This window comes from Devosia sp. BK, from assembly GCF_032907385.1.
Lineage (GTDB): Bacteria > Pseudomonadota > Alphaproteobacteria > Rhizobiales > Devosiaceae > Devosia.
In genome coordinates, this window is record NZ_JAIMBX010000002.1 from 39,143 (window position 1) to 62,455 (window position 23,313).

The window sequence follows — 23,313 nt, forward strand, 5'->3', positions numbered from 1 at the left end:
GGGCTCGCCTCTCGCCATCCCGGCAGCGTCGATCACAAACCGTACCGCACGGTACGGTAATTCCTTGAAGCTGCCCTGGAATGGGTCTAAACAGGGCAACCAATCTCGGCCCCACCGGCGCAACACTTCGAGGAACCGCCATGCCCGTCTATCGCTCACGCACCACCACTCATGGCCGCAACATGGCCGGCGCACGTGGCCTGTGGCGCGCCACCGGCATGAAGGAAGGCGATTTCGGCAAGCCGATTATCGCGGTGGTGAATTCCTTCACCCAATTCGTGCCCGGCCACGTGCACTTGAAGGATCTCGGCCAGCTCGTCGCCCGTGAAATCGAAGCCGCTGGCGGTGTTGCGAAAGAGTTCAACACCATCGCAGTCGACGATGGCATCGCCATGGGCCATGACGGCATGCTCTATTCGCTGCCGAGCCGCGACATCATCGCCGACTCGGTCGAATACATGGTCAACGCCCACACCGCCGACGCCATGGTCTGCATTTCCAATTGCGACAAGATCACCCCCGGCATGCTCAACGCCGCCATGCGTCTCAACATCCCGGTGGTTTTCGTTTCCGGCGGCCCGATGGAAGCCGGCAAGGCGATCGTCAAGGGCAAGCTGCAGGCGCTCGACCTCGTCGACGCCATGGTGATGGCGGCCGACGATCATTACACCGACGAAGAAGTCCAGGCCGTCGAAGAAGCCGCCTGCCCCACCTGCGGCTCCTGCTCGGGCATGTTCACGGCCAATTCGATGAACTGCCTCACCGAGGCTCTGGGCCTCTCGCTGCCCGGCAACGGTTCGACCCTTGCGACGCACTCCGATCGCAAGCGCCTCTTCCAGGAAGCCGGCCATCTGATCGTCGACCTCGCTCGCCGCTACTATGAGCAGGACGACGAAACCGTGCTGCCGCGCTCGATCGCGACGAAGCAGGCTTTTGAAAACGCTATGGCGCTCGATATCGCCATGGGCGGCTCGACCAATACCGTGCTGCACATCCTCGCTGCAGCCCATGAGGGCGGCGTCGATTTCACCATGGACGATATCGACGCTCTCTCGCGCCGCGTCCCGGTGCTCTCGAAAGTCGCGCCGGCCAAGAACGACGTGCATATGGAAGACGTCCACCGCGCTGGCGGCATTTTTGCAATCCTCGGCCAGCTCGATCGCGGCGGCCTGATCAATCGCAAAGAGCCGACGGTGCATGCCGCGACGATGGGCGACGCCATCGACAAGTGGGATATTTCCCGCACCAATTCCGAAGCCGTGCGCAATTTCTACATGGCCGCGCCCGGCGGCGTGCGCACCACCGAAGCCTTCTCCCAGTCCAATCGCTGGACCGATCTCGACACCGACCGCACCAATGGCGTCATTCGTTCGCCGGAAAATCCCTTTTCCAAGGACGGCGGCTTGGCCGTGCTCAAGGGCAATATCGCTGTGGACGGCTGCATCGTGAAAACGGCCGGTGTTGACGATTCCATTCTCAAATTCACCGGCCCGGCCCGCGTGTTCGAAAGCCAGGATGCCACGGTCAAGGCGATCCTCTCCAACGAGATCAAGCCCGGCGACGTTCTGGTGATCCGCTATGAAGGCCCCAAGGGCGGCCCCGGCATGCAGGAAATGCTCTATCCCACGAGCTACCTCAAATCGAAGGGGCTCGGCAAAGCCTGTGCGCTTCTGACCGATGGACGCTTCTCGGGCGGCACCTCTGGGCTTTCCATCGGGCACGCATCGCCGGAAGCGGCCGAAGGCGGCGCCATCGGCCTCGTGCGCGAAGGCGACATCATCGAGATCGACATCCCCAACCGGACTGTCAACGTCTTGGTCTCCGACGCCGAAATGGCCACACGCCGCGCCGAACAGGACAAGCTCGGCTGGCGTCCGGCTCACCCGCGCAAGCGCAAGGTGACCACCGCCCTCAAAGCCTATGCCGCCCTCGTCACCTCGGCCTCCAAGGGCGCCGTCCGCGACACCAAGGCCATCGACAAGCTCTGGCACTGATTGGCCACTGCGGCCGACACAAACGCGATCCCTCCCTCCCCCTCCCAGGGGGAGGCTAGGTGGGGGCACTCTCTCCACACCTCAATACGACAATCGCGTGACAAGCGCCGAACGCGCTGCTATAGCCCCGCCCAGCCACTTTAGCGGTCTGCCAAGACAGCTAATCTGGTCAGGCTCGATAGCGGGGATTCCACCCTCCCTATCGGGCCGACCTAACCTCCCAAAAATCGCAAAAACCTTTGGCCGTCCTGAGCGAGCGAACAATGCATTCGCCTGCCGATGCGCCAATTTTCTCGGTCCCAGCACTCCGTTGCGCTATGACGTCGCCAGCCTTTCGGAGACCGCGTCATGAATGTTACCCGCCGCCACATCCTGCGTCTTGCCGGCGCCAGCACCGCCTCGGCCGCTCTCGCAGGTGCCATACGCGCCGAAGGCGGAAACTTCTCCATTTTGCCGGACTATCAAGGCATGTTCGCTACATCGACCCCGCTCCATGTACGCGACGTCACGCTGAAGGTGCGCGATCTCGAGACGATGATCGGCTTCTATACCGAGATCATTGGTTTAGCTGTTCTCGACCAAGCGGGCGCCAGCACTCGCCTCGGCGTCGATGGCATCACCCTTCTCACGCTCGAACATCACCCAGAGGGTCAGCCAGAAGGTCCCATGGCCGCCGGCCTCTATCACACCGCCTTCCTGCTGCCCTCGCGCGCCGATCTCGCCTCATGGCTCATCCACACCGCCATGGCGCAATATCAGTTCCGTGGCTTTGCCGATCACCGCGTCAGCGAAGCAGTCTATCTCGACGATCCCGAAGGCAATGGCGTGGAAGTCTATGCCGATCGTGACCCCGCCTTCTGGACTTGGGACGGCACCCGCATCGTCATGGGCTCCGAGGCGATCGATTTCGATGGCCTCTTGGCACTGACCGATACACAAAGCGACACTTTTAGCGCCGCCCCGTCAGGAACCCGCATCGGCCACATCCACCTGCGTGCCGGCAATATCCCAGCCGCAGGTGACTTTTACGGGGTCGCCCTCGGCCTCGACACCACCAGCGGCCGCGAGGATGCGCTGTTCCTATCGAGCGGGCGTTACCACCATCACGTCGCGCTCAACACTTGGGAAAGCCTTGGCGCCGGTCAGCGGAATGCTGGGGCCACCGGTCTTGCCGGCTTCACCCTCTCCGCAATTGACGAGGCAACGCTGAACGCCACGCGCGAGCGTCTGGCCGCCGCCGGTATCGACCTAAAAGAAGAGGCCGGCAGCCTGACGGCAACCGACCCCTGGGGTACCTTGGTGACGATCGCTAAAGCTTAGCGACCGGCGATCGCATCCAGCGTCGCAAAATCTTCGTCGCTGAGTTTTAGCGCAGCGGCGGCGACATTGTCTTCGAGGTGCTTGACCTTGCCTGTGCCCGGAATGGGCAGCATGACCGGCGAGCGCTTCAAGAGCCAGGCGAGCGCGATCTGGCTGCCCGATGCATTGTGCTTCTTGAGGATTTCGCGGGCCTTTTCATGGCCTTCCACGAGTTCGCCGCCCGCCAGCGGGAACCAGGGGATGAAGCCGATCCCGTTCTTTTCGCAATAGTTCAGCACCTCTTCGCTCTGCCGATTGGCAAAGTTGTAGAGGTTCTGCACCGTCGTCACCTTGAAGTATTTCTGCGCTTCTTCGATATCGCCGACGCTGACTTCGGAAAGGCCCGCATGGCGGATAATGCCTTCTTTCTGCATGTCGGCGATCACGCCGAACTGCTCTTCGCGCGGCGTCTTGGGATCGATGCGGTGCAACTGCCAGAGATCGATGCGCTCGACCTTGAGACGACGAAGGCTCAGCAGCGCGCCCTGACGCAGAAATTCCGGACGGCCGAGCTGCGGCCATTCATTGGGGCCGGTGCGGGTCAGGCCGCTCTTGGTGGCAACGATCGTGCCCTTGGAATAGGGCGCCAGCGCCTCCCCGATCAGCTCTTCGCTGATATAGGGGCCATAGCTTTCGGCCGTATCGATGAAATCGACACCGACTTCCGGCAGGCGCTTCAGCACGCGAATGGCCTCGTCGCGATCTTCGGGCGGACCCCAGATGCCTTTGCCGGTAATGCGCATGGCGCCAAAGCCGAGGCGATTGACCTTCAGGTCACCGCCGATGGCAAAGCTGCCCGACAGGGAAGCGTCGAGTGTGGTCATATCAGTCACTCCATATGTGGATGCGAAAGGAACTATCGTCGCGCCGGGTTCGATCCCCGGAAACCGGATCAGCCGGTGGGAATACCGAGCTCGGCACGCAATTTCTTGGTCAGCCCGCTCGCCACCAAAGCGTGGGAACGGGCGATATAGGCACTTAAATCATCCTCGCCGAGCGGCGCATCCTGGGTGACGGAAACCCATTGCCGCTTGGCGAAATAGGGCGCCTGATCGACGCCATCGAGCGCGGTCAGAATATCGAAACTGGCCTCGCCACTCTTGAACACCAGCCGATGCGGGGCAGCGTCGGATAGGAGGCAAAACACCTTGCCGCCTACCTTGGCGACCCGCGCCTCCCACTGATCGACAAAGCTCACGCCCGGAAATTGTCCAAGCTGCGCGTCGAACCCAGCGCGCGTAAAGAGGCTCAATTGTGCTCCTCGGGCACATCGGGCAGCGGCAGGAAATCGACGCCATCCTCGATGAGAGCGGCAATTTCATCCTGCGATGCCTGGCCATAAATGCCGCGGGCTTCAACCTCTTCGAAATGGATTTTTCGCGCCTCTTCGGCAAAGCGATCGCCGACATAATCGGCTTCATCGACGACCTTCTTGCGGTACTGCCGCAGCAGCTCGCGGAATTTTATGGCTTCCGGCGAAGAGGACGAGAGCGGCACCCGCTCATGATCCGTGCGCGCCACCGCCGGCGCCATCAGGGCCTTGTCGACTTCGGCGCCGCCACAGACGGCGCAGGTCACGATCCCGCGCGCCTTCTGCTCGTCATAGGCAGAAGCACTCTTGAACCAGGCATCGAAACGATGTCCGCTCGAACACTGAAGGGCGTATTGGATCACGGCTGTTGTCGTCTTTTATGGCGCGAGATCGCGCCGGTTATTTGAGGATATAGGCAGCCCGCTCAGCTCTGCAAACCCGGCCGCGCAAACTCTTTTGCATTGGCCAGCGCCGGAATGCGCTGCCGCGCCTCGACCACCGCGGCCGGATCGATCTCGACCACCAGCACACCGGGCTCGTCGTGATCGAGCTCGGCGACGATCTTCCCCCAAGGGTCGATCACCAGCGAATGCCCATAGGTGGCACGACCATTCTGGTGCACCCCGCCTTGCGCCGCCGCGATCACATAGGATCCGGTCTCAATGGCTCGCGCCCGCAACAGCACATGCCAATGCGCCTGCCCCGTCGGCACGGTAAAGGCTGCCGGCACCGCAATTAGCGTTGCCCCGCCATTGGCGAGCGCATTGTAAAGTTTCGGGAAGCGCATGTCGTAGCAGATGGAAAAGCCGAGCGTGAAATCGCCTAGCGGCGTTACGACGGCTTCCTCGCCTCCCTTATAGGTCGCGCTTTCGCGATAGGCATTGAGCCCGGCAATATCGGCATCGAACAGGTGGATCTTGTCATAGACCGCCTGCTGGCTACCATCGGGCGCAAACAGCACCGAGCGATTGGCAAAGCGCCCATCTTCCAACGGCACGGGCAACGAACCGATATGGATATGGATGCCCAGTTCCTGCGCCAATTCGCCAACGCGCTTAAGCTGCGGATGGTTCTCGAACGGCGCCGCCACGGAACGCAACTGCTCCCGGTTTTCCGGAAAGATCATGGTAACTTCAGGGGTCAGCACATAATCGACGCCCTCGGCCGCGGCCTGGCGCAGCATGGGTTCGAGCGCTGCAAGATTGGCGTTCGGATCAAGGCCCGAACGCATCTGGATGGCGGCGATTTTCATGACGCTGAACCCTGGAAACGTTTACTGCGCGAGCAGCGGATCGAGCCCACCGGCCCGGTCGAGCGCCGCCATATCATCGTAGCCGCCGACATGGGTCTCGCCGATGAAAATCTGCGGCACGGTGCGGCGGCCATTGGCCCGCTGGGTCATCGCGGCGCGCAGATCAGGATCGAGCACGGTGATCTCGGTATAGTCGGCACCTTTTTCGTTCAGCAGCGATTTCGCCGCGTGGCAATATGGGCAGGTTGGGGTTGTGTAGATTTCGATTTTGGCCATGGAAAGGGGCTCCGTCGATGGGTTGATCTCTTATATGGGGTCTTCATCGCCCCTGACAACGCGCGCAAAGGTCAGAATATCCACCCCGCTCGCGCCCCCGCGCAAAAGCGCGCGCGTCGCCGCCTTCACTGTCGCGCCCGTCGTATAGACATCGTCGACCAATACCACCCGCCGCCCACGCAGTCTTACTAGCGCATCGGCATGCGCGACGAACGCCCCCTGTACATTCCGCGCGCGCCCGTCGCCCGAAAGCCCGATTTGCGATCGCGTCTTGCGATGACGCCTCAGAAGGTGCGGATCGACATCGAGCCCCAGTTGCCGCCCCAACGCCTGCGCAAGCAGCAGCGATTGATTGTAGCGCCGGAAGCGCAATCGGCTCGCGTGGAGCGGCACCGGCACCAGCAATGGCCGTGCAGCCCAGAATTCGTGCCCTGCCCCGCTCATCAGCCGCGCGCAGAACGGCGCCAATTCAGTCCGATCGCCGTATTTGAGCCGCGTCACAAGCGCCTGTGCGATTTCGCCATAGCGCACCGCCGCGCGCGCCCGCGAGAAAGGTGGCGGATCGGCGAGCGCCTCGGCGCTCACCGCATCGTCACCCAGCGACACATCGAAAGGGATACCGAGCACGGGACAGAGCGGGGCGCTGATAGAGCCGAGCTGCGCAAAACAGGCGCCACAAATTCCTTGCCCACCCGCCATGGGCGCCGCGCAAACGGCGCAGGCGGGCGGATAGAGCTGATCAAGCACCATCGTGCCGAGCGCCCGGGCCTGCGCCCAAAGGCTCGCGATCAGATCAGCCCCTTTGACTTCCCGCCGCCCCGTCTCCATAACGCCACTATTGCCCCCTGGCTCGCATCTGGCCAGTTCTTTTGGAAGACATTTTCATGTCCCAGCCACCCAGAATTTTCGACGCCGCCACAATCGGCAGCCACCTTCGCCGTCGCACCTCGCGCGAAAATTTCGTGCGCGATCTAGTCTTCGACGATCTCGTCGATCGCCTTGGCGCCCATATGCGCGATTTCACAGACGCCATCCTGATCGCGCCCGATGTCGATCTCCTGCCAAGGCAAGTCGCGACCGGATCGAGCACAGTCACGCTTCACCCCGTCGACGCCTTCGCCAATGACGATTTTCCGGACCTGCCCACGGGCGAATTCGACCTCGTCGTCTCTCTTCTCCATCTCCAGGCTGTCAACGATGTGCCGGGCCATCTCGCCCGCCTCCGCGCCAAGCTGCGCCCCGATGGGCTTCTCCTCGTCGCCATGATCGGCGGCGAAAGCTTTAGCGAATTGCGCGAAGCCTTTCTTGCCGCCGATGTCGCCACCTCAGGCGGCGCGTCGGCGCGCGTCGCGCCCATGGTGCAGGTTCGCGATGGCGGCGCCCTCCTCCAGCGCGCCGGCTTTGCTCTGCCGGTCGCCGATGTCGAAACCCATCGCGTCCGCTATTCGAGCGCCATTGCGCTCATGGCTGAACTCAAGACGCTCGGTGCCTCAAACCCGCTGATGGACCGTCCGAAAAAATTCGCCACGCGCACCCTCATCACCAAGGCCGCCGAGGCCTATCACGAGCGCTCATCCGACCCCGATGGCCGCGTCCGCGCCACCCTCGAAGTGATCTGGCTCGCCGGCTGGGTGCCGCACGAGAGCCAGCAAAAGCCGCTGCGCCCCGGCAGCGCCAAGATGAGCCTCGGCGATATTCTCAAGAAAGACTAAGCATGGACCATCTCAAGGGCCACATCGCCATCATTTCCGGCTCGCCCGGCTCAGGCAAGACGACGACGGCCGAAACCCTTGCCCACCGGCCCGGCATCGCCAAGGTGCATGTCCATTCCGACGATTTCTGGGGCAATATCAAAAACGGCCACATCCCGCCTTGGCTCCCCGAGTCCGATGCGCAAAACCGCATGGTCAACCAGATCGCTGCGGATGTGTCTGCCCGCTATGCCGAGCACGATTATCTCGTCCTCCTCGATGGCGTCGTCCGCCCCTGGTGGCTCCCGGCGTTCGAGGCCACCGGTCGCCCAGTGCATTACATTGTTCTCCGCACGTCCGTGGAAGACGTTGTCGCCCGCTGCCTTGCCCGCGGCGGCGACAGCCTGACCGACCCCGCCGTCGTCACCGACATTCATGGCCAATTCGCCGATCTCGGTGTCTATGAAAGGCACGTCTTGCCAACCGACGGGCTTGACCCAGAAGCCACCATCGAAGCCGTCATTGCCGCGCTTGAAAGTGGGGATTATCGTCTGCCTTGAGGTGGTGGGAGAACACGATGAAAGAATGCAAGGTGATCCGCGGCGGCGCAGGCTTTCACGGCAAGCAGGGCATGGACTATTTCTCGGGCGTCTCGGCAGAAAGTGCCGGCGCCACCCGCATCTGCATGCATCTTCTGGTTCTACCGCCCGGCGGCAAGGCCAAGCCGCATTTCCATGAGCATCACGAGACTGCCATCTTCCAGCTCGAAGGCTCGACCTCGTTCTACCACGGGCCGAACCTCGAATTTCTCGATAAGGTCCGGGAAGGTGACTATGTCTATATTCCCGCCGGCGTGCCGCATCAGCCATTTAATTCGACGGGCCAAACTGCTCGAGCGCTGATCGCCCGCACCGATCCCAAAGAACAGGAAAGCGTTATTATCCTGCCTCAAAGCATGAGCCGGATCTAGACTTCGATAGTCTTTTTAATGGTTTATCGGAAGACGCGCCGTCTCTGACGCCTAAAACTTAGGTTTATGCGCAAACTTACCGATTTTTAGCCTTATTTCTTTACATGGGACAAAGGCCCGAAGGGCTCTCCGACAGGAGTTTGTCGTCAGCGTACCGCAGGATGCGGATCAGGAAGCCCATGTCCCTAAAGCACCTCCCTATTCTTCAGAAATTCCTTTTGACCATCGTTGTCATGGCGGCCGTCGCGCTGATCCTCGGTACGGTGAGCTGGCGCGAGATCACAAGCCTCCGGGATACGATGCTCAATGTCGGCGCCAAGGAAGAGGCCGCGCGTGAGGCTATGGACCTGCGCATGGACATCATCGCCATCTCGCGCATGACCTATCAGCTCGCCATGGAGCCGCAGCGCGTCGAAGATTTCACCGCCGAGCGCACCCGCCGCACCGAGGAAATGCTCGCCCGCTTCCCCGTAATCGAAGCGGCCGCGGACGCCGAAGAATTGCGCCTCCTGGCCGATGTGAAGCCGGTCATGGCGGCCTATTTCGACAAGATCGGCACGATGCTGACCGTTGCCGCGACCGGCGATGACACTCAGATCCGCGCGGCTCTCGCACAGGCCCTGACCGCCCAAAAGACCGTGACCGATACGGTCAAGCTCTACAGCACCTATTCTGGTGAACTGATGGCGTCGATGCGCGCCGAAGCGGAGTCCAGCTCCAACCGCGCCTTGATCATCGTGATCAGCACCGCAGCGATCGGTATCATCCTTGGCCTCGTCCTCTCCATTTTGATCGGCCGCCGCGCCATCGTCGCGCCAGTTCGCGCCCTGACGGAAAAAATGGGTCTCTTGGCCGATGGCCAGCTCGATATCGAAATCGAAGAAGCCACCCGTCGCGATGAAATCGGCAATATGGGCCGCGCTGTCGAAATCTTCCGCGAAAACGCCCGTCAGATTGCCGCGCTCAGCGCTGAAGAAGCCGAACGCGCCCGTGGCCTTGCCGATCGTGCCAAGGTCATGGATCGCCTTGCCAATGAAGTTCATGGCGCCGTCGGCGCTGCAGGCCGCGGCGATTTCTCCCGCCGTGTCTCGGGGGAATTCGGTGATGCGGGCTTCAATGCCATTGCTCAGAGCGTCAATGACCTGATCGATACGGTCGATCGTGGTCTGACCGAGAGCGGCGAAGTCCTTTCCGCGCTAGCGCAGGCCGACCTCGCCCCGCGTGTCGAAGGCCAATATGAAGGCGCCTTCGCCAACCTCAAGACCAATACCAATGCCGTGGCCGATCGCCTCGCCGAAATCGTCAGCCGCCTGCGTAACACCTCGCGCATGCTGAAGACGGCAACTGGCGAAATCCTCTCCGGCGCCAATGACCTTGCCGAGCGCACCACCCGACAGGCTGCGACCATCGAGGAAACCTCGGCGGCCATGGAACAGCTGGCATCGACCGTGCAGCAAAATGCCGAGCACGCCAATGACGCGAGCCGTGCTTCTGGCGCGCTCACCCAGGCCGCAGAAGAAGGCGGCGTCGTGATGGCCGAGACCACGGCTGCGATGGAACGCATTTCCGGCTCCTCGGCCAGCATTTCCAACATCATCGGCATGATCGACGACATCGCCTTCCAGACCAATCTCCTCGCGCTCAACGCTTCCGTGGAAGCGGCCCGTGCTGGTGAAGCCGGCAAGGGTTTTGCCGTCGTGGCTGTCGAAGTCCGGCGTCTGGCTCAGTCCACCGCGGAAGCCTCGCGCGACGTCAAGCAATTGGTCGAGCAGAGCGCGCGTGAAGTCGCCGCCGGTTCGCAACTCGTCGTCGATGCCGCCAAAAAACTCGATCTCATGCTCGACATGGCCCGCACCAGCAATGGTCTGATGGAAGGCATTGCCCGCGACAGCCGCGAACAGGCTTCGGCCATCGACGAAGTCGCCGTTGCCGTACGCCAGATGGACGAAATGACCCAGCACAATGCGGCGCTCGTCGAAGAAACTAACGCCGCGATCGAACAGACCGAAGGCCAGGCGACCGAACTCGACCGCATGGTCGACATCTTCAAGCTCGGCCACGAGGCGCCTGCTGCCCGTGCGCCCGCGCCACGCACCAAGCCTGCTCCGCAGAAATCCGCCGCCGCTGGCCGTTACCTCTCGCAGGGCAACGCCGCCATCGCCCAAGACTGGAGCGAGTTCTAAGGCGATCGCACTGGCCAAACACCCCCTCCCAGCCTCCCCATCAAAGGGGGAGGTGCAAGGCCGGTGAATGAGGCACCATCCAACCTCGGCCGCGATGCTACACTTCCCCCTTGGTGGGGGAGGATGGGAGTGGGTGACCTCGCGAGCCCCACCCAAGTCTCTGTCCATCACAAACAAAAGGCCGGCATCACTGCCGGCCTTTTCAATTTCAGTTTCAAAGAAGCGCTTACGCGGCTTCTTCGTCGCTTTCGCTCTCGGCCGCATCGGCCTTGGTGCGCTTCGGGCTCTTGGCGAGCTGCTTTTCGATGAGCTGCACGGCTTCGGTCAGCGTCAGCTTGTTGACCGAGCTGATTTCGCGGCTCATGCGATCCATGGCCTGCTCGAAGAGCTGGCGTTCGGAATAGCTCTGCTCTGGCTGGTCGTCGGAGCGATAGAGATCGCGCACGACTTCCGAGATGGCGATCAGATCGCCCGAATTGATCTTTGCTTCGTATTCCTGGGCGCGGCGCGACCACATGGTGCGCTTGACGCGAGCACGGCCGGTGACGGTGTGCAGGGCGTTGTTGACTTCGTCTTCCTCGGCAAGCTTGCGCATGCCGACGGACTTGATTTTGGCAACGGGAACGCGAAGGGTCAGCTTGTCCTGTTCGAAGCTGATGACGAACAGTTCGAGCGTGAGGCCAGCGACCTCCTGCTCTTCGATGTTGACGATCAAGCCAACACCGTGGGCCGGATAGACGACATACTCACCCGTCTTGAACCCGAGCCGCTGCTGAGACTTCTTGGCTACCATAAGCTGGAACTCCTTGTTGACGCCCCAGAATGGCCAGTTCCTCGCGGAAAAGACTGTCCATCCACACTACTGCCCCCAAAAGGGGCCTTATAGCAGTACGAGCACCCACAGGCTTCGGTTCCGCTTTGTTCCGAAGCGCCATGCAACAGGAGATGTTGTGTCAAAAAAATCGTGCCCTAAGGCACGCTCTGGGTGAAGGGCTTAACTGCATTTGGTGAGACCATAGCACAAAAAATCAGCAAAATCAAAAGGAACGAATCGCCAGCACTGGCGTTCGCTGAACTTTGATTTTTATGCGACGATTCTATGTCGAATCGAGACGCGTCCGATAGTTAGCCTCAACGGCCCAGCGCAGAAGGCCTCAATCGCCTTCGCCGGCCGTCTCGGAAAAGTACTTTTCGAGCTTGCCTTCTTCGCCGTCGCGTTCCTTGGCCTCGGGCAGCTCATCGCGGCGCTCGGTCAGGTTGGGCCAGACGCTCGAATACTTCCGGTTCAGTTCAAGCCAATTGTCGAGACCGCTTTCGGTATCGGGCTTGATGGCTTCGGCAGGACATTCCGGTTCGCAGACGCCGCAATCGATACATTCATCGGGATGAATGACCAACATGTTCTCGCCCTCGTAGAAACAGTCGACCGGACAGACTTCCACGCAATCGGTGTATTTGCAGGCGATGCAATTGTCAGTGACGATATAGGTCATAGAAAGGGCAGTCCTTGGCGGTCATCGCGGCCGGGGCGGGCTAGGCGACAGTCTCAACGGCTTTGGTGCTAAACTTTTTTGGGCGGGCCTGCAAGCGTCGAACCGGCCGCAAAAGCCCACCTCATACCCGCAAGCACCGCACACCTTACGACATTTGCGCGCGGAGGGATTACTCGTCCTCGTTGCGCAGTGCGTCGGTCTCGCGGCGCTCTTTCTTGGTCGGTCGTCCGGCTCCGGATGGGCGCTCGGCGATCGCGGCCTCGAATGCGCTCCGCTCCTGCCGCGGTGGTTGAGCGGGCGACATATCTTCGTAGAGCCCCTGCGCCTCAGTCGCCGGGCCGCGCCGCGTCCCGGGATCGAGCACGCGCCAGACCACAATCCGTCCATGCAGCGACATCGTCAGCACATCGCCCGCGCCGATCTTGTGATCGCTGCGATCGGTCCGCTCGGAATTGACGCGAATGGCGCCGGTCTCGATGATTTTTTGCGCCAGGGTGCGCGATTTGACGGCGCGCGAGAAAAACAGGAACCGGTCGAGCCGCTCCTTGCGGAGAGGTTCGCCCGGCCCTGTCAAAGCTTACTCCGACTTGCCGCGCAGGGCGGCAAGGGCTGCGAAGGGGCTATCGGGATCGAAAGCCACCTTGCGTTCTTCGCGCTGCGGACGACGTTCGGGACGTTCGACCTTTTCGGGGCGCGGCCGCTCATCATTACGCGGGCGGGTATTGGCCGGGCGGCCCTGCGGACGCGCATTGGCAACTTCGCCCTCGGGACGACGCGGGCCCTTGGGGCGCGAGCGATCCGGACGGCCGCGGCCTTCGGGCTTGGCTTCGCCACCCTCGGCAGCTTCAGGCCGGCGATTGCCGGGCTTGCGACCATTGTGATTGTTGTCGTTGTGACGACGACCACCGGGGAACCAGATCTCGTCGAATTCGGGCTCAGCCGGCGCGGCAGTTTCCGAAGCCTTGGCTTCGTCGATCACGCCCTCTTCCGCAGTCGGCGTCGCGTCGAGGACCGGCTCAGCGGCCACTTCAGCAACCGGAACGTCTTCTGCGGGTGCATCGACGGCGGCAGCATTATCGTCCAGCACGGCCTCAAGCGCTGGCGCCTCCGCACCGATTTCGGCGACCGGTGCCGGTGCGGCAGCCTTTGGCGTGCGCCGAACGCGATAGCCGAGCGACGTCAGGATCGAGGCAAAATCCTCGCCCGAGCAACCGAGAAGGCTCGTCATTTCGACGGTCACGCGGAAACCATTGCCTTCGGCAGCGCCGGCTGGCGGCTCGCCCTGAAAACGGGTGGGATCGATGGCAATCAGCGGCCGGATAATGTCGGCGAGACGCTCAAGAATATCGATACGAACGGCACGCTTGCCGGCCACCTTGAAGCCGGCAATCTCGTAAAGCCGCGGATCCACTTCGGGATCGACAAGGAAAGAGGTCCGGCCCGAGAGCACGATATGGGGAATATCGGTGACGCCGGGCTGGCGCACGCCGCCATTTTTCAGCGCAAAGAGGATCAGTGCGAGTTCGCGCGGCGCTGGCTTCAGCGAGAGCGGTACATAGATATGATAGGCGCCGAATTTGATGCCAAGCTTGCGCATCTTGCCGCGCACGTCCTGGTCGAGATTTTTGACATCGTCAGAGACCTGCCCGCGCGGCAGGAGACCAAGATGCTCGAAAAGCTGGAAGGCAATGCCACGCGCCGGCCCTTCAAGATCGGCTGGCGCTTCGAGCGCCATGACCTGCTCCAGCGTCGTATTGACGTGGTGCCGCAGCCAGAGGCCCAAGCGATCCTGAACGCGTTCGAGATCGGTGCCGGTCAGCGATTCGTCGGCAAGGATCAGGATACGCGGACGATAAAGGCTATCGCCCTCGACAAGTTCAGCCACGAGATCACCGCGCCAGCGCAGGCGTCCATCGGTGGCCAGAACGAATTCTTCGTTGGGCGCGCCCGCCAGACGGTCGGCGCGATTGCGGATCTCTGGAGCGACGACCTGATCCGCGGCACTGCGCGTGCCCTTGGCGTCAAGTTCGCCATCCATCCGCGCCAAAGTGAAGCGGAAGCCTTCAAGCGTGCCGAGAAGATGGCCCTCAAGCCTCACTTCGCCGCGCTCATTGATCTCGGGAGATACCATACGTTTGTCTTTCAGATGGCGGAGCAGCACGCTGGTGCGCCGGTCGACGAATCTCTGGGTGAGACGCTCATGGAGCGCATCACTCAGGCGATCTTCAATCTCTCGGGTCTTTTCGCGCCAATGTGATGGGTCTGCAAGCCAGTTTTTGCGGTTGGCGACGAAGGTCCACGTCCGGATTTGCTTGATCCGATGACTAAGAGTCTCGATGTCGCCCTCTGCATTGTCGCAAAAGCGCACCTGCTCGGCAATCCAGTCTGCGTTGACCGATCCATTTTGCCTCAAATCCGAAAAGATCCGCGTGACGATCTCGCCGTGGGCTGCTGGCGAAATCCCCTGATAGTCAGGGGTCTGACAACATTCCCAAAGGAGTTTGACCGCTTCGTGGCCACGCGCCAGCCCACCCGCCTCGTTGCGCGAGAGGAATTCCAGGGCAAGCTGATCGGTTGCGATCGGCACGCGCGTCAGAGTTTTGTCGTCGGGCGTTCGCTCTAGGCTGGAGCGCAGCCGATCGATGGACGAAAAATCCAACACGGAATTGCGCCATTGCAAAACCTTGATCGGCTCGAAATCGTGCGTTTCGAGCTGCACCACCAGTTCTTCGTCGAATGTGTCGGTGCCGCCCGTCACCCCAAAGGTGCCGTTGCGCTTGTGCCGCCCCGCGCGGCCCGCGATCTGGCCCATCTCGGCCGGTGTCAGCGGCCGGCTCTGGCGGCCATCGAATTTCATGTCATCGGCAAAGGCGACATGGTGGATATCGAGATTGAGCCCCATGCCGATGGCGTCGGTCGCAACGAGGAAATCCACGTCGCCATTTTGATAAAGCTCGACCTGGGCGTTGCGCGTGCGGGGGCTGAGCGCACCCATCACCACCGCTGCCCCGCCCCGCTCGCGGCGGATCAGTTCGGCGATGGCATAAACCTGCCGCGCGGAAAACGCGACGATGGCGCTGCGGCTTGGCTGGCGTGAGATTTTTTTCGATCCCGCATACATCAACTGCGAAAACCGCGGCCGCTCAATGATCTCGGCATGCGGCAACAGCTTGCGGATCACGCTCGCCATCGTCCCTGAGCCGAGCAGCAGCGTTTCATGAAACCCGCGCGCCTTGAGGATACGATCGGTAAAAATATGTCCGCGGTCAAAATCGGTCGCCGTCTGGATTTCATCGACTGCGACGCAATCGACGTGAATATCCATCGGCATGGCTTCCACGGTCGCCACCCAATAGCGCGGTTTTGGCGGCACGATTCGCTCTTCGCCCGTCACCAGCGCCACGGCCTGTTCGCCGACGCGTTCGACGACGCGCGCATAGACTTCGCGCGCCAATAGACGCAGCGGCAGGCCGATCATCCCCGTGGGATGAGCCAGCATGCGCTCGATGGCAAAATGGGTCTTGCCGGTATTGGTTGGGCCCAAAATGGCCTTGACCGACTGGGAGGATGCGAAAGTCATTGAGCAACAATGTAGGGTGCGCAAATGCCTATGGCGAGGGGCAGCACGCATTGTCCCACAAAAGCACGGTTTTTGTGATCAAGCGGCGAGGCGTTAAGCTTTGGAACGCAGCGGAAACGAACAGGGACAGAATCGGCACAGTTCAGCAAATCCGTCTTTGTTCACGGCGATGGGTGGTGGGGAGAATCGCTCGAAGCACACAAGTGTCGTTGGATGGTCTGCGTCCGCGCCCCGATAACGCCATCTGGGCTTCATCTTGATTGAAAAAGCGTGAATTTCGGCGGAATCGCGCCGTTTCGTAGCGAACTAGAAATGCCAGAACGTTCAGATTATTTGCGGAGTTAAGAGCTTTGTATCGGCCTACTGGCGGCCTTGAACCGTAAAATTCATACCTTTTCGTTTGACGTCCCATTCTGGGTCGCAGAGCCTGTGAGAAATCTTGCGACCAAGGCGCGCGTACAGCTAGGCTCTCTGAAGAATATCGATCGCATCCCGGTTGCGACGCTAAAAATCAGCCATGTCCCAAAGCGGGGCACTTCGCTCCGCTCGGCTTTGGTTCCTTAACATCTGGACCACATCGGGAACGAACAGGGTCAGAATCACGATCGAGGTCGAGATACCCGGTTTGTTCTACGCCATGGCTGGTAGGCCTATGGGCGAAGTCCTACCGTTCGACCTCCCGCAAGCCGCTAACCGCCTTCTTGGCCTTCACGTCCATGACCAAACCCCTAATTTCTGAGCTCGCCCGCTTTCCCGATCAGTTCGTTACCGCAAACAAAAAGGGCGCCGAAGCGCCCTTAACAATCTCGCCCCGCAAAGCCGGGCAAAAAATCAGCAAAAATTGAGAAAAAACCTTTTGACCGTCCCAACCCGGGACGGCGGGCCTCAGCTCTCGGCTTTGACCAGCACCATCGAGAGGTCACCCATCGAGGTGCCGAGCAGCACGCGATAAGGAATAAAGTATCCCGTTTCGCCGAGCGGCATGTACCAGATGAGAATGCGGCTCTCGTCGGCTAGATAATTGGTGATCTCGTTGCTCTCATAGTGGCCCGAAATCGGCTCGTAATCGATCGAGCAGAGCACGACCGGCCCCTGATAGCCCGTGCGCGGTGACGTCGCGTCGTCGGTATCGACGAAGCTCATGTCGAGATTGAAGCGTTCGACGCCGGTAAAGATGCGCATGCGCCGATCGCAAACCGATTTGTCGAGCGCCCCGCCTTTGAGGACAAAGGCCGAAACGAAATCGCCCACACCCGTCAGATGTCCCCGCTCGACGGGAACGCGATCGAAATCCCCAACTGGCGGATCGACCTTGAAGGACGTGACGTTCTGACCCGAGAAGCCGACATCGACATTGAATTTTTCGCCATTAGCCCGGGTTTCGAGCGCAAAGCTTTCCGAGCGCAGCGTTGAGCCCGAGGAATTGCCCTTGGCGGTGATATTGGCCGTGCCGCTCGCCACCACTGCGCCAAGCCCGGCCACATTGGCTTTGACATCGAGCGTATAGGCGCTGCCCGTGTCATCGAGGTCCACACGCATCATGGCGACATTGATGCCGCCAAGCGTAAGGACGTAGCTGGCGCTGGCGTCGACTGGAGAGGCCTGGACCTGAGTAAGGCCAAGAACAAGGGCTAGGGAAGCAAGACTGGTTCGGATCAAGATAAAGGTCTCGGCTCGTGCAAAAGGCGGGCATCGGGCCCTTCGCGAATCACGATAAGAGGCCAAAGTGCCGGGCTCTTGTGGTACTGGCAAGGCACTCGCGGGTCTTTGAGCCCTGCCCGACCTTGACGCGCCAAGCCATTTTCTCTAAGACGCCCGCAGATTTCATCACAATCGAGGCCCGTTGCGGGATTCCCCGCCACGCAGGACCTTTACACAAACAGGAATTCTGAACATGGCACGTCGCTGCGAACTGACCGGCAAGGGCGTTATGGTGGGTAACACCGTTTCGCACGCTCTCAACCGTCACCGTCGTCGTTTCCTCCCCAACCTGATCAATGTGACGCTGATCTCGGACGCTCTGCAGCGCCCGGTCAAGCTGCGCATCTCTGCCGCTGCCCTGCGCTCGGTTGAGCACCGCGGTGGTCTCGACGCCTTCCTCGTCAAGCAGGATGACGCCGACCTGTCCCCGCTCGCTCTCGGCATCAAGAAGGAAGTGCGCGCCGCTCTCGCCGGCTAATCGCACTCTTCTCAAGATTTCAGCCGCGCGTGCCAAAAGCCGCGCGGCTTTTCTTTTTATATAAGCTTCATCAATGCCACGCCGGTCTTCTGCCGGAGAGTGGCTCTCAGAGGTGCATTCTGATGCTGTCTCGTTTCCTTGGCGCTGTCGCGGCCATGGTCGTGGTCGTTGCCGCGTCCAACGTTCTCGTGCTCTATCCCTTTCAGGTCCAACTTGGCGGCATAAATCTCGCCGATCTTTTGACCTGGGGTGCGTTCACCTTCCCCTTCGCTTTTCTGATCACCGACCTGACCAATCGCTATGATGGTCCGCGCAATGCCCGTCTCGTCGTGCTGGTGGGCTTCCTCGTCGGCCTCGCGCTCTCATTCTATTTGAGCTTCCATCCGCTGCCTTGGAATGCAGGCGGCGCTTCAGCCACCACCCAGCGCATCGCGCTCGCCTCGGCCGCAGCGTTCGTTACCGGCCAACTGCTCGATATCAGCATCTTCTCACGGCTCCGCGCCGTGCGGGCCTGGTTCCTGCCCCCGCTCGTCGCGTCGCTCTTTGGCTCGCTGATCGACACCACGATCTTCTTTACAGTCGCATTCGCGCCTTTCCTTGCCGGCATCGATGCGCTGTTCGGGCTGCAGGATGGCTCGCTGGCCTTCCCCGCGCCCTTCCTCGGGATTGGCCCCGAAGTGCCGCTCTGGATTTCGCTCGCGGCAGGCGACTTCATGGTGAAGTTCCTGGCAGCACTCGTGCTGCTCGCGCCCTACCGCGCCCTCATGGGCCGGCTAAAGCCGCTTCCGCCGCTCGGCAGTGCGGCGGCGCTGCGCTAACAGGTTACGCGGATCTCGGCGAAGCCGGTCTCGGCTTCGTTGCCGCCCGAGGTAACGGCCAACATGCAGGCGGTCCCGTTGAGCGGCACATTGCCGCCAGACGGCACGGTCGTGCCATCGGTCAGCGAGATATAGCCATTGTTGACGTTCATCACCGTGATCGTCGCATCCGTCCCGCAGACGGGATAGCTGTCGCCCGAGGCGACGAGCAGCCGCATGCCTGATGGCAGGCAGTCTCCGTCGCTCTCGGCCGAAACCGTCGGCCCCGAAATCGAAGGCAAGGTAGCAGGCTGTGTGCCGGCCGCAGCGCCATTGCCAGCGCGCCAATTTTGTTCGAGCACCGCCAGGCGATTTTCGATTGCTGCAAGACTGGTGTCGCTGCCGGTCGGCGCGGCAACGGCAGCGCTAGCTTGCGGGCTGCTGCGCTGGGCATAAAGATCAAGGCTCAAACGCACTTGCGCCATCTCGGTCGAGATCCGCAAAACTTCCCGGCGCATTTCGGTATAGGTCCAGGCGGTCGTCGCGAGAGCCGCAACGCCGACGACGGCGGCAACACCGGCCAGAAGCGATCCCGGCCTTAGCCGCCATTTGCGCCGCGGCGCCTTGCGGGGCGCGGAGAGGCCAAGCTTTTCGCGTGCACCAACCCGCATATCGGCAGTTACGCCACCAACGGTCGTCTCGTCCCGATCCTGGCTCGGCTTGTCATCCACGCAGCATGCTCCCGGCCAATCGACGTCGCGATTGGCCTTTCATCCAACTGGGGCCGAACTAAGGACCACAACTATTGCGCTGGCGTTGCGGCCACTATCGGCGCCGGTGCCTGCTGGCCGCCGGTAAACACCGAACCGATCCCGGAAAAGAAGCCCGATACCGCTGCGCCACGATCCTTGATGGCCGCCTCGGTCGCCGCCTGGCGGGTGATGGCGTTCCCGGCATCGGCCAGGGCTTTATCATCAGCCGCCTTGCGGGCCGCAACCTGAGCGTCCGGCACGGTGGGCGGGCACAGGGCCGCGGCATCCAGTGGTCCCGCTGCAACGGGATTGAAAATGTAGCGGTTCTCGCACACGTCCCAAGCCGGCGGCGTCTTGTTGAGATCAAAGAGGTCATAGCCCTCCTTGATATTGCGCCAGAACGCGAGGTGCTGATTGGACGCAAACTGGGCCAGGTTCGCGCTCGTCATGCGGAACGGATAAATCTGTACCTGGAAGGAGGGATTGCCGCCCTTAAAGCTCTCGCGCGCCAGAGCATAGATTTCCGCCATGCCACCATCCGTCATCGCATAGCACCCCACTGACTTGCAGTCGCCATGCACCATCAGGTTGGAGCCGCTGCGGCCATTGGCGCGATCGAACTTGTTGGGAAAGCCCGTGTTGAAGGCGAGGAAATAGGCCGACTTCGGGTTCATGAGGCCGGGCGTGATCGTATAGAACCCTTCCGGGCTCTGATAATCGCCTTCCCTGAACTTGGGACCGAGATCGCCCGAAAAGGCGCAGATGTTATAGGTCTTGAAGAGCTTGAACTGTCCCGAATTGGTGTGCTTCCACACCTCGAGCACGGCCTCTTTCTTGAAGATGCGCACGACCATGCCTTCGCCGGGCGACGATCCAATATCATGAAGCGCCTTCACCATGGCCGGAGCCAGCGGGATATTGTGGCGGTTGTCGCCGCCCTTGACGAAGTTGGAACAGGCAGCAAGGCCCACACCCAGCCAGGCGAGAATGATGACGGCGGCGAGGCGATGAAAGAAGGTGGCAGTCACTTAACAAGGCCCAGATAACGGCTCCGCACGGGAGCAATGGTTAGCGCAGCATGAGCGGGCTGAGTGAACGAAGCCTTATCACGCTCCCGATCTCGGCGAAAAGCGGCGGTTTTTCACGCAATAGTGTGTGGGATGTTGGCATAAGAAAAAGGCTCCCGCATGCGGGAGCCTGTTCGTTGAACGCAGATCGAAAGACCTAGAGATTGGTGCCGATCGCGAGGAATTTTTCGCGCCGCTGCTCGCGCGTTTCGAGCCGTGACTTGCCGGCGAAATCACCGAGGAAAGAACTGAGTGCGCGGCGGGTCGCGTCCATCACCTGACCATGGTGGCGATGCGCGCCGCCGGTTGGCTCGGGAATGATGCCGTCGATCACCTTGAAGCCCAAAAGGTCCTGTGCCGTGATCTTCTGCGCGGTTGCCATGTCCTGCGCGCGGGCGGCATCGCGGAAGAGGATCGAGGCGCCGGCTTCTGGCGAAATCACCGAATAGATCGAATTTTCGAGCATCAGCACGCGATTGGCCGTCGCAATGGCGATAGCGCCACCCGAACCACCTTCGCCGATGATGATGGCAATGTTCGGCACACCGAGTTCGAGACCCTTTTCGGTCGAGCGCGCAATCGCCTCGGCCTGGCCGCGCTCTTCGGCGCCGATGCCGGGATAGGCGCCGGCGGTGTCGACAAAGGAAATCACCGGAATGTTGAATCGGTCGGCCATATCCATGATGCGGACGGCCTTGCGATAGCCTTCCGGGTTAGCCATGCCGAAATTATGCTTGAGGCGCGTTTCGGTGGAATTGCCCTTTTCCTGGCCGATCACGGCAACGGATTCGCCATTGAACCGGCCAAAGCCGGCCTGAAGCGCAGCGTCTTCACCAAAGGTCCGGTCGCCGGCCAGCGGCGTCCATTCGGTGATCAACGCGCCGACATAGTCGGAGAAATGCGGCCGCTGCGGATGGCGGGCCACCTGCGTCTTTTGCCAGGGTGTGAGTTTTTTATAGATCTCGACCAGGGCTTCTTCAGCCCGGGCGGAGAGCCGGTTCACTTCCTCATCGATCGACACGGCCTGATCGGACGCGGCCAAGGACTTGAGTTCGGCGATCTTGGCTTCAAGATCGGCAACCGGCTTTTCAAAATCGAGATAAGACTGCATCCCACCCGCCCGTAAGGGTCGTTATTGCCGACCCGGACTATTCCAGGCCCCGGCTCTTGCGCCCTAAAGTGGCCGGAAAGTGGCGATGGTTCAACACCGAGTCAAGTTTTGCGACGGATTTGCCGGGGAAAGCTCAATCTTAGTCGCTAGCGAGCGGGTGATGCGTCTCGACCAGGGTCTTGAGTTTGTCGTCGAGCACATGGGTGTAAATCTGCGTGGTCGAGATGTCCGAGTGCCCAAGCAGCATCTGCACCACCCGCAAATCGGCCCCACCGGCCAGAAGATGACTGGCAAAGGCATGGCGCAAGACGTGCGGCGCGACGCGTGCCGAGGAAATACCGGCCCGCCCCGCAAGTCCCTTGAGATCGCGCGCAAACACCTGACGCGCCAGATGCCCCGATTCTCCCTTGGCCGGGAACAGCCAGGGCCCCGCTGGCAGCGTCTTGACCCAGGCGCGGACCGCGTCGCGCGCCCGGTCGTTCATCGGCACGACCCGTTCCTTGCGGCCTTTGCCAACAACGGTGATGAACGCGGCTTCCCGCATCACCGCCGAGCGCTTGAGCTCGACCAGCTCGGACACCCGCAGCCCCGCGGCATAGAGCATTTCGAGGAGGCAATAGAGCCGCAGCGCAGCGTTCTGCCCCTCTCCCTCCGCCGTGTTGGCCTCTGCCTCGGCCAGACTGAGCAGCCTATCGACTTCGGCGACCGACAAAACCTTGGGCAGCGGCCGCCTTGTCTTGGGGCTCGAAACGATCCGCGTCGGATCGTCGCCCCTGATCCCATCGGCACATAAGAATTTGTGAAACTGGCGCACAGCCGACAGGTGCCGCGCGCTCGACGAGGCCGACAGTCCCTCTTGCTTGAGAAAATCGAGATAGGCGTTGACCGTCTCGCGAGAAGAGTTTTCGAGTGTCTCTTTATTCCCCGCGACAAACCCGGCATAGCTCGCCAGATCGCGCCGATAGGCCGCAATCGTATTGGCCGCAGCCCCACGCTCGGCGCTCATCATTTCGAGAAAAGCGCCGATCAGGTGGTTGCCGCTCATTGCGCGGGCGCCGGGCTCGGCCTGCTCGTCACATTGGGTGTCGGTAAACCTGCAGGGCGCGTCGGCGCACTCTCACCCAACAGGTCCTGCGTCGAAAGACGCAAAGTGACAGCCTTGGGCGTTGGTTCGACGAATGAGACAAGCGCGAACATGCCCGCATAGACGAGGCCCACGAGAAAAACGATCGTGATCAGGAGGCGAAACAGTGTCGGCATGGCAGTCCAGTCGGCGTTTGAGAGCAAACCTTGGCAC

24 protein-coding genes are annotated in these 23,313 nt (G+C 61.3%); 8 read left to right on the forward strand and 16 right to left on the reverse strand.

Going from position 1 to position 23,313, the window contains the following annotated elements; all coding sequences use genetic code 11:
- Positions 1–140 precede the first annotated feature (140 nt).
- Positions 141–1,994 carry a dihydroxy-acid dehydratase gene (gene ilvD / locus DevBK_RS12050; protein ID WP_317185642.1) on the forward strand — a complete coding sequence of 618 codons (1,854 nt, stop codon included), beginning with the start codon at positions 141–143 and terminating at the stop codon, positions 1,992–1,994.
- 348 nt (positions 1,995–2,342) lie between these two features.
- On the forward strand, positions 2,343–3,314 hold the full coding sequence (locus DevBK_RS12055; RefSeq protein WP_317185643.1) for a VOC family protein: 972 nt from the start codon (positions 2,343–2,345) through the stop codon (positions 3,312–3,314).
- On the opposite strand, the gene DevBK_RS12060 is transcribed toward DevBK_RS12055, so the two are convergent.
- The 6 genes from DevBK_RS12060 to DevBK_RS12085 form a co-directional block, all read right to left on the reverse strand.
- Positions 3,311–4,177 carry an aldo/keto reductase gene (locus tag DevBK_RS12060; RefSeq protein WP_317185644.1) on the reverse strand — a complete coding sequence of 289 codons (867 nt, stop codon included), beginning with the start codon at positions 4,175–4,177 and terminating at the stop codon, positions 3,311–3,313. The genes DevBK_RS12055 and DevBK_RS12060 overlap by 4 nt on opposite strands.
- A gap of 68 nt (positions 4,178–4,245) precedes the next feature.
- Entirely contained in the window at positions 4,246–4,605 is a 360-nt protein-coding gene (locus DevBK_RS12065; RefSeq protein ID WP_317185645.1) for an MmcQ/YjbR family DNA-binding protein, read from the reverse strand.
- Positions 4,602–5,027, reverse strand: a complete 426-nt coding sequence (locus DevBK_RS12070; protein WP_061908148.1) for a DUF1178 family protein — start codon at positions 5,025–5,027, stop codon at positions 4,602–4,604. Before DevBK_RS12070 ends, DevBK_RS12065 begins: the two co-directional genes overlap by 4 nt.
- A 62-nt stretch (positions 5,028–5,089) precedes the next feature.
- On the reverse strand, positions 5,090–5,917 hold the full coding sequence (locus DevBK_RS12075) for a carbon-nitrogen hydrolase family protein (protein WP_317185646.1): 828 nt from the start codon (positions 5,915–5,917) through the stop codon (positions 5,090–5,092).
- Positions 5,918–5,938: 21 nt separating this feature from the next.
- Positions 5,939–6,193 (reverse strand): glutaredoxin 3, encoded by a 255-nt coding sequence (gene grxC / locus DevBK_RS12080; RefSeq protein ID WP_061908150.1) that lies wholly within the window; start codon positions 6,191–6,193, stop codon positions 5,939–5,941.
- A gap of 30 nt (positions 6,194–6,223) precedes the next feature.
- A complete protein-coding gene (locus tag DevBK_RS12085) occupies positions 6,224–7,021 on the reverse strand; it encodes a ComF family protein (protein ID WP_317185647.1) in 798 nt (265 codons plus the stop codon).
- 56 nt (positions 7,022–7,077) lie between these two features.
- On the opposite strand from DevBK_RS12085, the gene DevBK_RS12090 reads away from it, so the two are divergent.
- The 4 genes from DevBK_RS12090 (at position 7,078) to DevBK_RS12105 (ending at position 11,037) form a co-directional block, all read left to right on the forward strand.
- Positions 7,078–7,905 (forward strand): class I SAM-dependent methyltransferase, encoded by an 828-nt coding sequence (locus DevBK_RS12090; protein ID WP_317185648.1) that lies wholly within the window; start codon positions 7,078–7,080, stop codon positions 7,903–7,905.
- A 2-nt stretch (positions 7,906–7,907) separates the two neighbouring features.
- Entirely contained in the window at positions 7,908–8,444 is a 537-nt protein-coding gene (locus tag DevBK_RS12095) for an AAA family ATPase (RefSeq protein ID WP_062629523.1), read from the forward strand.
- A gap of 17 nt (positions 8,445–8,461) precedes the next feature.
- The gene (locus DevBK_RS12100; protein WP_317185649.1) at positions 8,462–8,854 is read left to right on the forward strand and encodes a cupin domain-containing protein; all 393 of its coding nucleotides are present in this window, start codon (positions 8,462–8,464) and stop codon (positions 8,852–8,854) included.
- A gap of 218 nt (positions 8,855–9,072) precedes the next feature.
- Complete coding sequence (locus tag DevBK_RS12105) at positions 9,073–11,037, forward strand: methyl-accepting chemotaxis protein (RefSeq protein WP_317185650.1); 1,965 nt, start codon at positions 9,073–9,075, stop codon at positions 11,035–11,037.
- Between the two features lie 226 nt (positions 11,038–11,263).
- On the opposite strand, the gene DevBK_RS12110 is transcribed toward DevBK_RS12105, so the two are convergent.
- From DevBK_RS12110 to DevBK_RS12130, 5 genes are all read right to left on the reverse strand, one after another.
- Positions 11,264–11,830, reverse strand: coding sequence for a CarD family transcriptional regulator (locus tag DevBK_RS12110; protein WP_061908155.1), 567 nt, complete (start codon positions 11,828–11,830; stop codon positions 11,264–11,266).
- Positions 11,831–12,191: 361 nt separating this feature from the next.
- Positions 12,192–12,530 (reverse strand): ferredoxin FdxA, encoded by a 339-nt coding sequence (gene fdxA, locus DevBK_RS12115; protein WP_061908156.1) that lies wholly within the window; start codon positions 12,528–12,530, stop codon positions 12,192–12,194.
- A gap of 169 nt (positions 12,531–12,699) precedes the next feature.
- Positions 12,700–13,104, reverse strand: coding sequence for an RNA-binding S4 domain-containing protein (locus DevBK_RS12120; RefSeq protein WP_317185651.1), 405 nt, complete (start codon positions 13,102–13,104; stop codon positions 12,700–12,702).
- A 3-nt stretch (positions 13,105–13,107) separates the two neighbouring features.
- Positions 13,108–16,110 carry a helicase-related protein gene (locus tag DevBK_RS12125; RefSeq protein ID WP_317185652.1) on the reverse strand — a complete coding sequence of 1,001 codons (3,003 nt, stop codon included), beginning with the start codon at positions 16,108–16,110 and terminating at the stop codon, positions 13,108–13,110.
- An 885-nt stretch (positions 16,111–16,995) separates the two neighbouring features.
- A complete protein-coding gene (locus DevBK_RS12130; protein WP_062629517.1) occupies positions 16,996–17,769 on the reverse strand; it encodes a DUF3108 domain-containing protein in 774 nt (257 codons plus the stop codon).
- Positions 17,770–18,004: 235 nt separating this feature from the next.
- Between DevBK_RS12130 and rpmB the strand changes: the two genes are divergently transcribed.
- Positions 18,005–18,289, forward strand: a complete 285-nt coding sequence (gene rpmB / locus DevBK_RS12135; RefSeq protein WP_061908160.1) for a 50S ribosomal protein L28 — start codon at positions 18,005–18,007, stop codon at positions 18,287–18,289.
- Between the two features lie 122 nt (positions 18,290–18,411).
- The gene (locus DevBK_RS12140; RefSeq protein WP_317185653.1) at positions 18,412–19,107 is read left to right on the forward strand and encodes a queuosine precursor transporter; all 696 of its coding nucleotides are present in this window, start codon (positions 18,412–18,414) and stop codon (positions 19,105–19,107) included.
- Here DevBK_RS12140 and DevBK_RS12145 read toward each other — a convergent pair.
- The 5 genes from DevBK_RS12145 to DevBK_RS12165 all read right to left on the reverse strand — a co-directional run bounded on the left by DevBK_RS12145 (position 19,104) and on the right by DevBK_RS12165 (position 23,276).
- Positions 19,104–19,817 (reverse strand): hypothetical protein, encoded by a 714-nt coding sequence (locus tag DevBK_RS12145; protein WP_317185654.1) that lies wholly within the window; start codon positions 19,815–19,817, stop codon positions 19,104–19,106. The two genes, DevBK_RS12140 and DevBK_RS12145, sit on opposite strands and share 4 nt — an antisense overlap.
- A 71-nt stretch (positions 19,818–19,888) precedes the next feature.
- On the reverse strand, positions 19,889–20,866 hold the full coding sequence (locus tag DevBK_RS12150) for a murein L,D-transpeptidase family protein (protein WP_317185655.1): 978 nt from the start codon (positions 20,864–20,866) through the stop codon (positions 19,889–19,891).
- 196 nt (positions 20,867–21,062) lie between these two features.
- The gene (locus tag DevBK_RS12155; RefSeq protein ID WP_062629514.1) at positions 21,063–22,016 is read right to left on the reverse strand and encodes an acetyl-CoA carboxylase carboxyltransferase subunit alpha; all 954 of its coding nucleotides are present in this window, start codon (positions 22,014–22,016) and stop codon (positions 21,063–21,065) included.
- Positions 22,017–22,155: 139 nt separating this feature from the next.
- Positions 22,156–23,061, reverse strand: a complete 906-nt coding sequence (locus DevBK_RS12160) for a site-specific tyrosine recombinase XerD (protein WP_317185656.1) — start codon at positions 23,059–23,061, stop codon at positions 22,156–22,158.
- A complete protein-coding gene (locus DevBK_RS12165) occupies positions 23,058–23,276 on the reverse strand; it encodes a hypothetical protein (protein ID WP_317185657.1) in 219 nt (72 codons plus the stop codon). The genes DevBK_RS12160 and DevBK_RS12165 overlap by 4 nt, the downstream gene beginning before the upstream one ends.
- Positions 23,277–23,313 lie beyond the last annotated feature (37 nt).